12 protein-coding genes are annotated in these 14,974 nt (G+C 36.8%); 2 read left to right on the forward strand and 10 right to left on the reverse strand.

Going from position 1 to position 14,974, the window contains the following annotated elements; all coding sequences use genetic code 11:
* Window positions 1-361 precede the first annotated feature (361 nt).
* Both SOLCA_RS23010 and SOLCA_RS01695 read right to left on the reverse strand, forming a co-directional pair.
* The gene (locus SOLCA_RS23010; RefSeq protein WP_014678717.1) at window positions 362-583 is read right to left on the reverse strand and encodes a hypothetical protein; all 222 of its coding nucleotides are present in this window, start codon (window positions 581-583) and stop codon (window positions 362-364) included.
* A 194-nt stretch (window positions 584-777) separates the two neighbouring features.
* On the reverse strand, window positions 778-1,353 hold the full coding sequence (locus SOLCA_RS01695; RefSeq protein WP_014678718.1) for a thymidine kinase: 576 nt from the start codon (window positions 1,351-1,353) through the stop codon (window positions 778-780).
* A 191-nt stretch (window positions 1,354-1,544) separates the two neighbouring features.
* Here SOLCA_RS01695 and SOLCA_RS01700 point away from each other — a divergent pair, with 191 nt between their 5' ends.
* Window positions 1,545-2,423 (forward strand): hypothetical protein, encoded by an 879-nt coding sequence (locus tag SOLCA_RS01700; protein ID WP_014678719.1) that lies wholly within the window; start codon window positions 1,545-1,547, stop codon window positions 2,421-2,423.
* Here the strand turns inward: SOLCA_RS01700 and rodA are convergent.
* The 7 genes from rodA to purN form a co-directional block, all read right to left on the reverse strand.
* A complete protein-coding gene (rodA, locus tag SOLCA_RS01705; RefSeq protein ID WP_014678720.1) occupies window positions 2,413-3,681 on the reverse strand; it encodes a rod shape-determining protein RodA in 1,269 nt (422 codons plus the stop codon). The genes SOLCA_RS01700 and rodA overlap by 11 nt on opposite strands.
* Window positions 3,682-5,664 (reverse strand): penicillin-binding protein 2, encoded by a 1,983-nt coding sequence (gene mrdA / locus SOLCA_RS01710; RefSeq protein ID WP_014678721.1) that lies wholly within the window; start codon window positions 5,662-5,664, stop codon window positions 3,682-3,684.
* Window positions 5,664-6,173 carry a hypothetical protein gene (locus SOLCA_RS01715; protein WP_014678722.1) on the reverse strand — a complete coding sequence of 170 codons (510 nt, stop codon included), beginning with the start codon at window positions 6,171-6,173 and terminating at the stop codon, window positions 5,664-5,666. The genes mrdA and SOLCA_RS01715 overlap by 1 nt, the downstream gene beginning before the upstream one ends.
* Window positions 6,166-7,008: a rod shape-determining protein MreC gene (gene mreC, locus SOLCA_RS01720; RefSeq protein WP_014678723.1), complete on the reverse strand. Its 843-nt coding sequence runs from the start codon at window positions 7,006-7,008 to the stop codon at window positions 6,166-6,168. Before mreC ends, SOLCA_RS01715 begins: the two co-directional genes overlap by 8 nt.
* Window positions 7,009-7,110: 102 nt before the next feature.
* On the reverse strand, window positions 7,111-8,133 hold the full coding sequence (locus tag SOLCA_RS01725) for a rod shape-determining protein (RefSeq protein ID WP_014678724.1): 1,023 nt from the start codon (window positions 8,131-8,133) through the stop codon (window positions 7,111-7,113).
* A gap of 100 nt (window positions 8,134-8,233) precedes the next feature.
* Entirely contained in the window at window positions 8,234-9,760 is a 1,527-nt protein-coding gene (purH, locus tag SOLCA_RS01730; protein WP_014678725.1) for a bifunctional phosphoribosylaminoimidazolecarboxamide formyltransferase/IMP cyclohydrolase, read from the reverse strand.
* A 60-nt stretch (window positions 9,761-9,820) separates the two neighbouring features.
* A complete protein-coding gene (gene purN / locus SOLCA_RS01735) occupies window positions 9,821-10,396 on the reverse strand; it encodes a phosphoribosylglycinamide formyltransferase (protein ID WP_014678726.1) in 576 nt (191 codons plus the stop codon).
* 321 nt (window positions 10,397-10,717) lie between these two features.
* On the opposite strand from purN, the gene SOLCA_RS01740 reads away from it, so the two are divergent.
* Complete coding sequence (locus tag SOLCA_RS01740; protein WP_014678727.1) at window positions 10,718-12,991, forward strand: patatin-like phospholipase family protein; 2,274 nt, start codon at window positions 10,718-10,720, stop codon at window positions 12,989-12,991.
* Window positions 12,992-12,997: 6 nt separating this feature from the next.
* Here the strand turns inward: SOLCA_RS01740 and SOLCA_RS01745 are convergent, their stop codons facing one another.
* On the reverse strand, window positions 12,998-14,875 hold the full coding sequence (locus SOLCA_RS01745) for a BamA/TamA family outer membrane protein (RefSeq protein WP_014678728.1): 1,878 nt from the start codon (window positions 14,873-14,875) through the stop codon (window positions 12,998-13,000).
* Window positions 14,876-14,974 lie beyond the last annotated feature (99 nt).

The raw sequence follows: 14,974 nt of genomic DNA on the forward strand, positions 1-14,974 counted from the left end.
CGGGACTAAAACATAAGCCCCGGATGGGGCGAAACTAATTCTCTGCTTAGTTTCACTCCATCCGGAGTTAACCTTTCAATTTTTTTGTTTCTATTAAGGTTAGACTTCTATGAAGTTTCCTTCTTAAAGATGAAATTATTCCTTTTGTCCCCCTCCAACTTTTCCGGTTGGTCCAAACTCAGCTCAAATAAGTATCCTATTATTCGGTGTTAACTTCAACATAACCCTTTTTTACTATCACTATCTCACTCATAAAAAATAAAGCTTCCCAACCAGGAAGCTTTCAATTAACAGCCGATCGAAGACTGAAGGTAATAAGTTATCTTTTTATCAATAAGAACTCTTTTACTATTTATGTAATCTACATACGGCCATATCTTCTACGATAGCTATACAATTTTCGTTTTTGCCAAAAAATTACAATGAATAAAAGCGCGATTAAGGTTGGTTGGATAACGGAAGAAGTCCATTTGAACAATTGAACTGGATCTATATCATGGATAAAATTCAAGTGTTCTTCCGGAATTCCTAATTTCACTAAGAGAGCGCTAACTTTAGCCGAAAAGTCTGAAACTAGCAGCATAATGATTTGGTATTGGGTTTGATCGTTCCCTAAATTAGGAAAAATTATTAACTATAATTCAAATATTTTGTTAAATAATTTTGAAATCTATTTTCCAGTTCTTTTGTAGTTATTAAATCAATTAAAAAAAGTATTTCAGCTTGTTGTTGAACAGAAAATAAACAAAAAAGGAGCTGTTAATCAGCTCCTTTTTTCTATTTATCTAAGTTAAAACAAACTCTGCATCGTGGCTCATAGCTTTCTTTTTCGCCAAGAAGAAATGTTTCTTGTCTTTCAACCAAACGATAAGAATGGCTGGCCGGGGCCCCACAGCGTACACAAACTGCGGTAATTTTAGTTACAAACTCTGCAACGGCCATTAGCTTAGGAATAGGTCCAAAAGGGTTGCCTTTAAAATCCATATCAAGACCTGCTACAATAACTCTTATTCCTTTATTGGCTAGCGTAGCGCAAACATTTGGTAATTCATCATCAAAGAACTGAGCCTCATCTATTCCGATAACTTGTGTATTGCTGCTTAATAATAAGATTGCCGATGAAGTTTCAATAGGAGTGGATTGAATTGAATTAAGATCATGAGAAACAACAGCAGTGGCGTCATAGCGGATGTCTGTTGCAGGTTTAAAAATCTCCACTTTAAGTTTCGCTATCTGCGCTCTTTTTAATCTGCGAATCAGTTCTTCAGTTTTTCCTGAAAACATTGGTCCGCAAATTACTTCAATACTGCCTCTTTGTGCTCCTTTTGGTCTTTCAATTCCCTCGTTTATCATCCACTGTCAAATTAATTGTTTTTCAGCCTACGAATATCCGTATTTTAACACTAAAATTAATTTGCTGTTGATAAGTACTTAAAAAGCTAATTGTCACGTTTTCATGACGGATATAGGGTTTGTATTTAGTTGTGATTTGTTATTTTTGATATTAAAATCTACAGACTGAACCTCAATTAATAATTTTTCATATGACGCGCGAAGATATTTTAGGACGAATTGGTTCCATACTTGATGAGTTAAAAACAGAATGTCGCAGTTTATATATTCAGCCTCACATCAATTCCATTGAACTTGAATTGTTTGAAGCGAATGCCAACTTTCTTAAGGATCATATTGCTATTTTAAGGAAACTTGTTGAAAAAGAAACGACTACTTCCTTGCCTGATTCGCAACCGGTTGTTAAAGCTGCTTCTAAAGCCTCCTCAGCAAATGAGTTGATTGCGACCATTGAACCTAAGCAACAAGTAGAGGTAGAGAGACCTGTTAAAAAAACAGAACCGGAAGAATTGATCACGGCCACGTTAAAGTTCGAAGAAAAAGCAGCTGAAGTTCAATCTGTTTTTGTTGAACCGCTTGTAAAAGAGCCGGAGGTAACTGCCCCTTTTGAAAACGTAATAAAAGAACCGGAATCGGTTATTATTCCAGTGGTATCACCAATGGCCGATGTGAAGCATCAGCCGGCTATGACCATGGAAGAAAAGATCAAAAAAGAAGAAGAGGCATGGGCAGAACTCAACAGACGTTTCCAAACCAATGTTCCTAGTCTTAACGATAAGATATCTTCTCAGAATCAAAATAGAACTGAAGTTAATTCAATCATCCAGCCGGCGGTTAGCGATCTGAGAAAAGCTGTTGGGCTTAATGATAAGTTCGCCTTTATAAAAGGATTATTTAACAACAGTGTTGAGTCATTCGAAAAGGCATTAACAGATCTTAATGCTTGCAGCACTTTTGCTGAAGCCAAACAATTAGTAGATCAACAATTAGCTAATCGCTATGATTGGGATCAAAAACCTGAATTACACGATCAATTCTTAAACGTTGTAAAGAAACGTTTTAACGGATAATTCCGTTTCTGTTGGTATCGAGCTTTATCAGGATAAATAACAAGATGGTAAAGCTCCATAACGACGATCCTCCATAACTAATGAACGGCAAAGGAATACCAATTACCGGTATAATACCAATAGTCATACCCACATTAATAAATACGTGGAAGAATAATATCGAGGCTACACCATACCCATAAACTCTTGAAAAAGTAGATCGCTGTCGTTCGGCTAAAACAACTATACGAAGTATTAAGAAGGAATATAGACCTAATACAACAACACTCCCTAAAAAGCCCCATTCTTCACCTATTGTACAAAAGATAAAGTCGGTACTTTGTTCAGGTACGAAGTCATATTTGGTTTGAGTTCCTTTTAAAAAACCTTTTCCCAGTAACTGTCCGGAACCAATTGCTATTTTTGATTGGTTTACATTATAACCAACACCTTTTGGATCCACTTTTTTTCCTAACAAAAGGTCAATACGATCACGTTGGTGAGATTTTAATACGTTATGGAAAACATAATTTACACCTGTTACTAACACAATAGCCATAATTGTACTTCCGATCACCAATGTGTAAGTACGTCTTATTCTACGATCTCTCCACAATAAGAAAATCGCAATCGCAATTAATGCTACGATTATATAGGTTTGAGGTATTAGTAATGATAAAATGAATAGAATAACTGAAACGAATCCGAATACCAGATAAAAAGGAGGGAGTCCTTCTCTATATAATACTAAGAAAAATGAAGTAAATACAATGGCCGAACCAGCGTCGGGCTGTAATAAAATTAAAACAACGGGAGTGAAAATAAGGGCAAAACACTTTAATTGATCACCAAAATCAGTCAGTTTAAGGTTGGTAGTTCCCATGTAACGCGACAGGGCAAGACAAGTGGCCACTTTCGCAAATTCTGCAGGTTGTAGCCTAAAACTTCCTATTTCAAACCAGGCTCGGTTACCACCAACAAGTTTACCCACAAAAAGCACCGCAATAAGCAATATTAAGGTGACTCCATAAAAAGCATAGGCAGAAAAATTGAAAAACTTTGAGTCAATCAATAAAATGGCCGTAATAATAATTCCTGCAGTTAATATCCATATGAGCTGTTTTCCGTAATTACGGCTCATGTCAAATATGCTGGCGTGATCAGCGTCAAAAACGGCAGCATAAATATTTAACCACCCGATTACCACCAAACAAAAGTAAAGGATAATCGTAACCCAATCTACGTTATAAAAAGGACTGGTTTGCTGTTTTTGGTTCATTTAGCGGTTTGCTTTATCTTGTTGTATGCTTGTTGTTGTTTTCTCTTCTTTTCTTGGTTGCGCTGTACCTTCAGTTTTAGGTTGCACGGTCGACTTGCCATTTTTAGCACCCTTCGTTACTTTGCTGCCTTCTTTTGGCTTTACGTTACCAGCTGCAGTAAATACATCTCCTGGCAATAAGCTAGCATTCAAAATACGATCAGAATAGTACTTCGGACGAGTTATTGAGTCGCGAAGGTATTTTTCTATCATCAGACTGGCAATTGGAGCTGCCCATGTAGCACCATATCCTGCATTTTCTACTACAACAGCAATGGCAATCTTAGGGTTTTCTTTAGGGGCAAAACCCATAAAGATGGAGTGGTCTTTTCCGTGAGGGTTTTGAGCCGTACCTGTTTTACCGCAAATAGGAATATCAGGAATAAATGCGATCCGAGCAGTACCTGCTGAAACTACTTTTTCCATACCATTTACTACTACTGGAAAATACCTCGATTCCACACCAACGGATACTTTTTCCGAAAACTCAGGTCGAATATATTTTTTCTCTCCAATAGCTTTAACAAGATGCGGACGATAATAATAACCACGGTTTGCAATGGCCGCCATTACATTTGCCATTTGTAGTGGAGTAATACCTAACTCACCTTGTCCGATCGAAAGTGAGATAATATTGGAAGACTTCCAGTGATTACTTCCATACATTTTGTCATACAACGCATGAGTTGGTAATAGTCCTTTTACTTCATTTGGTAAGTCAACATCTGTTTTTTTACCAATACCCCACTCATAAATATGTTCTCTCCAGATATTGTAACCTTCTTCAGGTGAATGTCCGGGATTATCATCTACCATTGTTTTGAATGCCCAACCATAATAAGCATTACAAGAATGCTGGATAGATTCCTCCATATTTAACGGAGGGTGAACGTGTGTACATCTTAATACTCTGTTTCCGTATCGGTAACCACCTCCACAAGGGAAACGTCTGTCCGGAGAAATCAAACCTAGTTGTTGAGCAATTAATGCTTGTACAGGTTTGAAAATTGATCCCGGAGGATATTGAGCTTGTAATGGACGGATAAATAATGGTTTCAACGGATCTTTTAACAACTTCATGTAGTTGTTGCCGCGCACACGTCCGACTAACAGGTTAGGATCATAGCTTGGTCCGCTAACAAATGCAAGAATTTCTCCGGTAGAGGGTTCAATAGCTACTACACTACCCATTTTATTCTTCATCAGTTCTTCGCCAAATTTTTGCAATTGAGCATCTAACGAAGTGATCATTTTATCACCCGGAACAGCGGCAGTATCATATTTTCCTTCATCAAAACTTCCTTGTTCACGGTTAAATACGTCTACCATTACACGCTTAATACCACGTTGTCCGCGTAATAGCTTTTCATAAGATCGTTCAATACCACTGATGCCAATATAGTCGCCCTGACGGTAATCTCCTTTTGAAAGTTCAATGATCTTATCATTTACCTCTCCAATATAACCTAAAACATGGGCAGCAATTGGATTGGGGTATTTTCTTAACGTTCGGTTCTGAACAAAAAAGCCAGGAAATTGAAATAAATGTTCCTGTAAACGAGCATATGTCTCTGATGAAAGCTGTTTTTCTAACTCTGAAGCTTTTACAGGCGAAAACTCTCTTGCTTTTGCCAGTTTTTCTGTAAATCGCTCTTGTTCAACTTCAATTAGTTTACAAAGTAAAGCTGTATCAAAAGGCTTAACGCTTTTGGGAACTACCATCAGGTCATAAACAGGTTCGTTCTGAACAAGAATATTATCCTTACGGTCATAGATTACACCACGAGGAGGATAAACTACCAATCTTCTCAATACGTTATTATTAGCGAAATCTAGATAACGGTCGTCTATAATCTGGATGTAAAAAAGCCTTGCTATCAGCAATAAGATTGCTGTTAGAAATATAGTTTGAATGATGAACTTCCGTTGAAAAAAACTATTCATTACCGCGTTCTTCTACCGAATAAGTATTGACTAATTATGATTAAAATTAATGTATATACGGAACTAATCAATGCTTTATATGTAGCAGTGAAAAATTCACTAAGTCTGAAGTATTCGATATTCAATAAGAACACATGATGAATAACTACCAGAATTGCACTGTACGTAAAGAACCATTTAAAACCGTAGTTTTTAATGGTTGGTTCAGGTAAAAACTCACCTCCTTTAGGGATCATGACGGACAATAACCCGATGCGGCAAAAAGCCATTAACACACAAGCTGAAGTATGAAGCCCTAATGTGTTTGAGAATACATCAATTGAGAATCCTAAAACAAATGAAAGTACGTATACCCAGAATGTTGGTAAGTTTACCGGCAGCAACAATATAAATAAAACGTATAGATACGGTACTCCAATATTATAGAGCGATAAGTTTGTAAGAAAAAACACCTGGAAGATAACCAGGAATATGAATCGTAAAACGTTAACGGTAATAATTCTAATCATGGTTCAGGTTAGATTCGAGCTTTTGTCTTTCTTGAATAAATTTGTCTTGAACAACGTAAACATATTGTAAACGCTGAAAATCTGTAGAAAGCAATATCTCAATATTCAATAAGCTTTCTCCTGTTTGTTTAGGAGTATCAATTACTTTACCTAAAGAAACGTTCTCTGGGAATAATGAATAACCTGTTGTAACAACACGTTCTCCTTTTTTTACCACCACGTGATTTGGGATTTCTTTTAAGATGCCGATTCGCGGGTTGGTGCCTTCCCATACCAATGAACCAATTTCATTGGTTGAAGCCAATTTTACACTGATTTTACTGTCTTTATGCAGTAAAGACATAACTGTACAAAAATTATCAGAAACATCTTTAACAATTCCTACCACTCCCTGAGCACAGATAACACCCATTCCTGGTTTTATTCCGTGACGCGCTCCGCGGTTTAGCGTAAGGAAATTGTTTTGATAGCTTATGGTGTTATTTACTACTTTTGCCTCTATATAAGTATACTGTTGAATTTTCATTGAATCTTGTTTCAAGGTATCAATAACAGTTTTCTTCTTAATAGAGTCGTTATAAAAAACCGATGGTAACATATTACGAAGTTTGGCATTTTCAGCGGCAAGACTATCGTTTACGCGACCCAACTGCATATAGCTTTTTATGTCGTTAGATGTCGTGTAGAGATTACCAATAAGTTTATTGGATGAATTAATAAAGGAGGTTTTTTGGTAGTTGTTATTTTGAATAAGCAGGATGATTGCAATAGTTTCAAAAATAACAAACAGAAAAAATGCGTGAAAACGAAGAATGAATAGCCAAAGGTTACGCATCGGTTGGGTTTAATAAGTTGAAATGCCTGAAAAACCAAATGACAGATAAAGCAATTGTATTAAGTTATCTGTCATTCAAGTTTCTTCTATTTATTTTAAAGATTATGGCATCAGGAATCTAAAGTTCTCAATGTTTTTGAGTGCGATACCAGTACCGCGAACCACGGCGCGTAAAGGATCTTCAGCAACGTGTACAGGTAATTTGGTTTTAGCCGCAATACGTTTGTCTAATCCACGAAGTAAAGCACCACCACCTGTCAGATAGATACCTGTTTGGAAGATATCCGCTGAAAGTTCAGGAGGAGTGATCTCTAACGCTTTAAGAATCGCTTCTTCAATTTTTGAAATAGATTTATCTAAACAATGAGCAATTTCAGTATAAGAAACCATGATTTGCTTAGGAACACCCGTCATAAGGTCACGACCCTGAACAGCGAAATCAGCAGGTGGTTCTTGTAATTCAGCCAAAGCTGAACCAACTTCAATTTTAATTTTTTCAGCAGTACGATCACCGATTAAGATATTGTGCTGACGACGCATGTAGTTAACAATATCGGCATCAAAGTTATCACCCGCTACACGAATAGACTGGTCACAAACAATGCCACCCAATGCAATTACTGCGATCTCAGTAGTACCACCACCTATATCAATGATCATATTACCCATTGGTTCTTCAACATCGATACCGATACCGATTGCTGCAGCCATTGGCTCATGAATAAGGTACACTTCTTTTGCTCCGGCAATCTCAGCTGAGTCACGTACGGCACGTTTCTCCACTTCTGTAATGCCTGAAGGAATACAAATAACCATACGAAGAGATGGGAACAACCATCCTTTACCTCCATTGATCATTTTGATAAAACCACGAATCATGTGTTCTGCTGCATCAAAGTCTGCAATAACACCATCTTTTAGTGGCCTTACGGTTTTAATATTTTCGTGTGTCTTACCATCCATCTGCATTGCCTGGCGGCCAATCGCAATCATTTTTCCCGATTTACGGTCAAGTGCTACGATTGATGGTTCATCCACTACTACTTTATCGTTATGAATGATCAGGGTATTGGCTGTACCTAGATCAATCGCGATTTCCTGGGTGAAAAAGTTAAACAGTCCCATTCGGTTTGTTGCTCAGTTGTTATATTAATTCTTACTTACTTAATTAGCTTTTACGAGATACCCCGCCATTCTTATATTAACTCGTTGTTAAATATAAAAATTAATGTTTAAAGTGACGTACTCCTGTAAATACCATCGCAACATTGTTGTTGTTACAATACTCAACAGAATCCTTGTCTTTAATAGATCCGCCTGGTTGTAAAACAGCTGTAATGCCAGCTTTGTGAGCAATTTCAACACAATCAGGGAATGGGAAAAATGCATCAGAAGCCATAACAGACCCTTTAAGGTCAAAACCGAAAGTTTCGGCTTTTAATATTGCTTGCTTTAATGCATCTACACGTGAAGTTTGTCCTACACCACTCGCTAGCAATACATCACCTTTAACTAACACAATTGTGTTAGATTTAGTATGTTTTACCAATTTATTAGCAAAAAACAGATCTTTAAGCTCTGCTTCTGTAGGTGCCTTGGTGGTAACTGTTTGCATCTGAGCAGGACCTTCCATTGAAAGATCTTTATCTTGCTCAATTACACCGTTCAATAATGTTTTAAATTGTTTAGCTGATAATTCAACCGCTTTCTGACGTAAGATGATACGGTTTTTCTTTTCGGTTAATATAGCAACCGCATCATTATCATAATCAGGTGCAATTAATACTTCAAAGAATAATTTGCTGATTTCGGTTGCCGTTGCAGCGTCAACTTTACGGTTGGTAATTAAAACACCACCAAATGCTGAAACCGGATCACATGCCAATGCTGCATCCCATGCATCTTTTAAAATATCGCGGGAAGCTACACCACAGGCATTGTTATGTTTTAAAATAGCAAATGTAGGAGCATCGAATTCAGCGATTAACTGAACTGCTGCATCAACATCTACCAGGTTGTTATACGAAAGCTCTTTTCCGTTCAGTTTGTCAAATATTGCATCTAAGTCGCCATAAAATACGCCTTGTTGATGTGGATTTTCTCCATAACGTAAAACTGAGGAATTTTGAATACTTTGCTTAAATACATTCAATGGCTCTTCATTATTAAACCAATTGAAGATAGCAGTATCGTAATGTGATGAAACGTTAAAAGCACGTTTTGCTAATTCTTTGCGTTGCTCAATGCTAGAAACACCAACTTGTTCTTTTAAGATGTTTTCAACAAATCCGTAATCATTTTTAGATGCAACGATCATTACATCTTTATGATTTTTCGCTGCCGCACGGATTAATGAGATACCGCCAATGTCAATTTTTTCTATAATGTCTTGTTCAGAGGCTCCTGAAGCAAGCGTTTCTTCAAAAGGATACAGATCAACAATCACTAAATCAATTTCCGGAATTTGGTATTCCGCCAACTGCTGCTGATCAGATTCATTCGCTCTGCGAGCTAAAATACCACCAAAAATTTTAGGGTGTAAAGTTTTTACGCGACCGCCTAAAATTGAAGGGTAAGAGGTCATGTCTTCAACTGGTGTAACAGCTACACCAAGGTCACGAATAAAGGCTTCGGTACCACCGGTTGAATAAATGGTTACACCAAGACGATCTAATTCTTTAATGATCGGCTCTAAATTATCTTTGTAATAAACTGAAATTAAGGCGTTTTTAACTTTTAGGGGCTGGTTCATCTTTCAAAAATCAAGGCGCAAAATTAGAAAAAAATTCTGCTTTAATTAGCTGTTTTCTAATTATTTCGACATTTTTTTTAAGAGATTTTCAATCACTTTCGGATAGTAATGATGTTCGAGCTGTTGTCCTTTGTAGGCAATCATATCAATATCATCTCCGTTATCAATTTTGTATTTAGACTGGTGTATGATTTCTCCTTCATCAAAATGTTCATTTACAAAATGAATTGTAATGCCTGATTCTGCTTCTCCAGCTTCTAAAACAGCTTTGTGTACCTTCATTCCATACATCCCTTTACCACCAAATTTGGGTAAAATGGCAGGATGAATGTTGATAATTTTATTAGGATATGCTTCTATCAGGTTTGACGGAACTAACCATAAAAATCCAGCGAGTACCACAAGATCAATATTTAAGCTTTGAAGAAGTTTTACCACCTCATTGGTTTGATAAAACTCTTCACGGTCAAAAACATGCGTTGGAATTTCAAAGTTATCCGCGCGTTGCAGTACATAAGCGTCAGGACGGTTAGATAGTACAATTGATACTTCAATTTCCTGATTTTTATGGAAATATTCTATGATTTTTTGAGCATTTGATCCCGACCCAGAGGCAAAAATGGCAATTCTCTTCACTTTAATCTTTCGTTGTAAATATTAATGAAATTTGATTGTAATAATACAAATTTTGTTCAAGACTGTAGGTTTAAAATATCAATCATCGAATTTTTTTTGAACGATTTAATTATATTGCTTTCAAAGAAAACCCCGTTTCAATTTTTATCGTGCAGGTGCTCTTTCTATATATAATTAATAGACAGTCATCGTTATAAGAAAAGCCAAACTCTGAAACAATTTAATTTCTCTTTGGTTACTGCATTGTAGTTTTATGAACTATTAATAAAAGGTTTGACATAATTTTGATCGGATAGTTATACATAATTTATTAGTCTCTCTATGAGGATAGTATTCATAAAAACATTTTACGGTAATACCATTAAATACGTTTTGGTGAGTTTGTTATGCCTTTTAGTAAATCATAATCTTTTGGCGCAGGAAAGACCCAAAATTGGACTTACCCTAAGTGGAGGGGGAGCCAAGGGTTTGGCTCATATAGGTATTCTGCAAGCTATTGATAGTGTAGGTCTAAAGATTGATTACATCAGCGGTACAAGTATGGGGGCGATTATGGGCGCTCTGTATGCTGCCGGTTATTCCGGAAATGATCTTGAGAAAATATCTCGTAACACATCATGGGATCGTTTGCTTACTAATCAGCCTGATTTGAGAAGTATTGTGTTTGAGGAAAAATCGGAGTTTGACCGATATGCGGTTGAATTGCCGGTAGTGAAGGGTAAGATTAAAATTTCGTCGGGGGTGTTAGAGGGTGAAGAGCTATGGCTTACATTTGCTCAATTGTTCCTACCGGTTCATAATATTCACGACTTTTCACAGTTAAAAATTCCTTTTAAATGTATTGCCACTGATGCAGCAACAGGTAAAATGGTGGTGTTGGAGAAGGGGAACATTATTAATGCAGTTCGGGCCAGCATGGCTATTCCAAGTGTTTTTACCACGGTTGAGTATGAGGGGAAAAAGTTAATTGACGGTGGTGTTGTGCGGAATTTTCCGGTAGAAAATGTAAAGGAAATGGGCGCAGATTATGTAATTGGCGTAAATGTGGGTCAGGGATTGCAATCTGCAGATAAGTTAAGTTCTGTGCTGGATATTCTTTACCAAGTTGGTTCTTATCGTGAAGCAGAAGATTTTTTAAAACAGGTGCAGCTTTGTGATCTGTTTATTGAACCGGATATGGAGGGTTATAGTGCCGCTTCGTTTAGTAGTGCCGATTCTATTTTGCAAAGGGGAAAAGACGCTGCGAAGAAATTTTATCCTCAATTAAAACGGTTTGCAGATTCACTTAATCAATTATATCCTGGCCAGGTTTACAAACGAGATACAATCCCCACTAATTATAAAATTAAGATCGATGAGTTTAAGGTGGAAGGATTGCGGGTAACCAACCAGAGTTTTGTGGTGGGTAAGCTCGATATGAAAACGGGAAGGAGCTACACTGCCGGACAAATTGCGGATGGAGTTAGAAGAGTTTTTGGTACCCGAAATTATAACAGCATTACGTATGATATAGACTCGTTAAGTGATGGGAAAACCCGAATGACCTTATATGCGACTGAAAGTCCTCAGACAACTGTAAAAATGGCTTTGCATTATAATAGTTTTAGTGACATTGCGGCAATAGTAAATATTACCTCTCGTAATTTTCTTATTAAAAACTCCAGATCGTTACTAACATTAAATATTGGTAAGGACCCTAAACTTCGGGCTGAATATTTTAAGTACCTGGGAAACAACAGGAACTGGGGCTTTACTTTCGCTTTAAGGAATTTTAATACAGATTTGCCTGTTTATCAGGATTTTAAGCAAGTTTCTTTGTATCGTTATAATTATGGGGCTATCGATTCTCGTTTACAATATGCGGTAAGCAGGTTTGTGGGGGTGGGGGTAGGCACTAGTTATGAAATTACCAGGCTTAAGCCTAAGCTTTCTCAAGCCGGACAAAATCAAGGGTGGAACTATAACTGGAATACCTACTTTTATTATGATATGAACTCTCTTGACCGAAAGCAATTTCCAACGAGCGGAATTGAAATGTATGCAAGACTGAGTTATATATATGGTCAAAATCCATCTGTTGATTATTATGATAATTTAGGAAGGCAGGTAACTAATCTTGATTCCGTTGGGTTATTTTTCAAACCTTATATACGATCAGATTTTAAGTTCTCCTATTATCGTGCATTGTCAAAGCACTCAACATTGATTTGGAATGCACAGGCCGGCATTAACTTTAATCAGAAACAATCTTTCTTGAATCAGTTTGTTGTTGGAGGCGTTACGGATTTTTTGCGAAACCAGGTAACTTTTGTTGGGTTAAGAGAAGCTAACCTTACAACATCGAGTATTGCAACAGGCATGATCGGTTACCAGTATGAGTTGTATCGGAATATATTTTTAACCGGAAAATTCAACTTGGGCTATTATGATTTTAATGGAGACTTTTTTGATGATTTAGTAAATGGTAGCTGGCTGAGTGGTTATGGTGTTAGTGTTGGTTATAAATCTGCCGCCGGTCCGTTGGAATTAACGATAATGCGTTGCGATCAAAAAGGAAGTGTTAGTGCTTATGTTAATTTAGGATTTCATTTTTAATGTAATCTATTTGTATGCAACAAATGATGGAGCTTTTATCGGACTGACGTTAAAACGTAAGTCAACCACAGTACTAAACTGAAGGTTAAATTTAGGAGAACTGCTTGGTGCAGTTGGATAATAATATCCGCCTACTTTAAGTGTCTTGAAAACTAAGCCTTCATTTCGAATTCTGAAACCAGTACCAATACCCATATACAGATGTTGGCCCAGAATGAAGTCGTTCGTATCCCCTAATTGAGAGAATTGGACGGAGGTAAACTGATTAAACTTAAATCCAAGTATGGAAAACAAATCATACAGGTTAAGCTCACTTTTGATATTTAATCGTTGATATCCATTTATTGAGTTATCACTAAATCCTGTCAGTCCAAAATCGTCGTTAATATTTACAGGTTTATAAAGTGTAGGATTATAACAATTAATATATCCGGCTTCAATCAAATGTCTGAATCGGAGCTTTTTGTGTACTAGTAGTTTGCTGTAAAAGGCTCCTTTAAGATTCACAACAATATCCTCAAGTCCCTTGCTGATAAATCCTCCAGCCCCTACATAAAAAGATGAAAAGCCTCTTCCTATCGCTTTCTGTTGTTCAAATTCAGCTCCAATATATACCCGGTCTTTATTTAATCGATGATCAGTACCGCTGGTAAACGTTGCATAGTAACCGGTCGCAATATCTTCCGTTCTACCAAAGCCAAAAAGATAATGGGTATTATAAATCTCCTGTCTGAATAAAATCAATTGGGCCAGTGTATATTTCCAGTTATTATAATTCGGATCATAAATGAATTGTGGCTGCTCCGGATTTTTTAAAAAATACTGTTGATAATATCGTAATGAAATAGCCCTTCGGCTCCTGTTTTCCTCTCCTTTTTTATTAAATCGCTTAAATGAAAACGAATAAGCTGCCCAAGTGTCAAATAGTCTGTATTGATAATTCCTGAAAAGAGAATCGGCAAGATTGTTAACGTTAATAGATTTATTGTACTGAAAAGTTAATCCCCCGGCAAAATGAGTATAAGATGAATAAAGAGGTCGGTTAAGTCTTATAAAGAAAGAACCTTCATAAACTCCGGTATCAATAGTTCCCTGGGTATTTAATTGTGAGTAACCGATGTTTGCATCTGTAAAAGTGCCCAATAAATTATACTTGGTATAAGATAGGGATGTTCCGGCCACTGGGTTTCGTTTGCTGCTCACTTCTAGTCCTGCATCAATAGCCTGTCCCCATCCATTAATATTAGAATGATAAAATTTGGCCATAACACCAGAAACATTATCTATAGGATAAATAGCAACTCCGGGAGCAAATATATCTTGGGTTAATACAATTACTTCAACCGAGTCTGCATTAGCATCGCAAGGGGTTACATAAATTCTGGCATCGTGTAAAAAGGGTAAACTACGTAGATACCTTGCATTGTCGGCAAGGCGGTATGAACTTACTGTTTCGTTTTCATGAAAGAATAAGGAGTTTTGAATCACCCAAGGCCGGGTGTTTGTGTGCCATTCCCGCATTCGTTCTTTCAGACTTTTTCTTTTCTCCGCTTCTTTTTCGTCAGGCTCATTGAAAATGTCTGTTTGCATTAGCGAGATTGACTTAATCACCTTGCCCTCATAAGCTACATATTCTTTAATACTTTGTAGCTGTTGATCACCCTCTGGTTTGCGATTTTTACTGATAAACCTTTTTGTAAGTGAATCGATGTATGATTTTCGCCAAAGTGAATCAATATGGAAGGAACGTTTCTTTACAATAGAATCCTGAAAAAAATAAGATCTGGCAACTAAATTAGTGGGTAATAAAGAAAAACTGATAACAATAAGGAATGCAATGCACCAACCAGAAATCTTTAACCTCTCAAAAAACAAAACAAACATGCACCCCATAAGAGCTAATAAATCGTAAAGCGTCTTTAATTTAATACGTTCTTAATTCGCATAAATTATGCCCGTCTACAAGGTACATGTAAATTATTT

Origin of the sequence: Solitalea canadensis DSM 3403 (assembly GCF_000242635.2) — a bacterium.
Classification (GTDB): domain Bacteria; phylum Bacteroidota; class Bacteroidia; order Sphingobacteriales; family Sphingobacteriaceae; genus Solitalea; species Solitalea canadensis.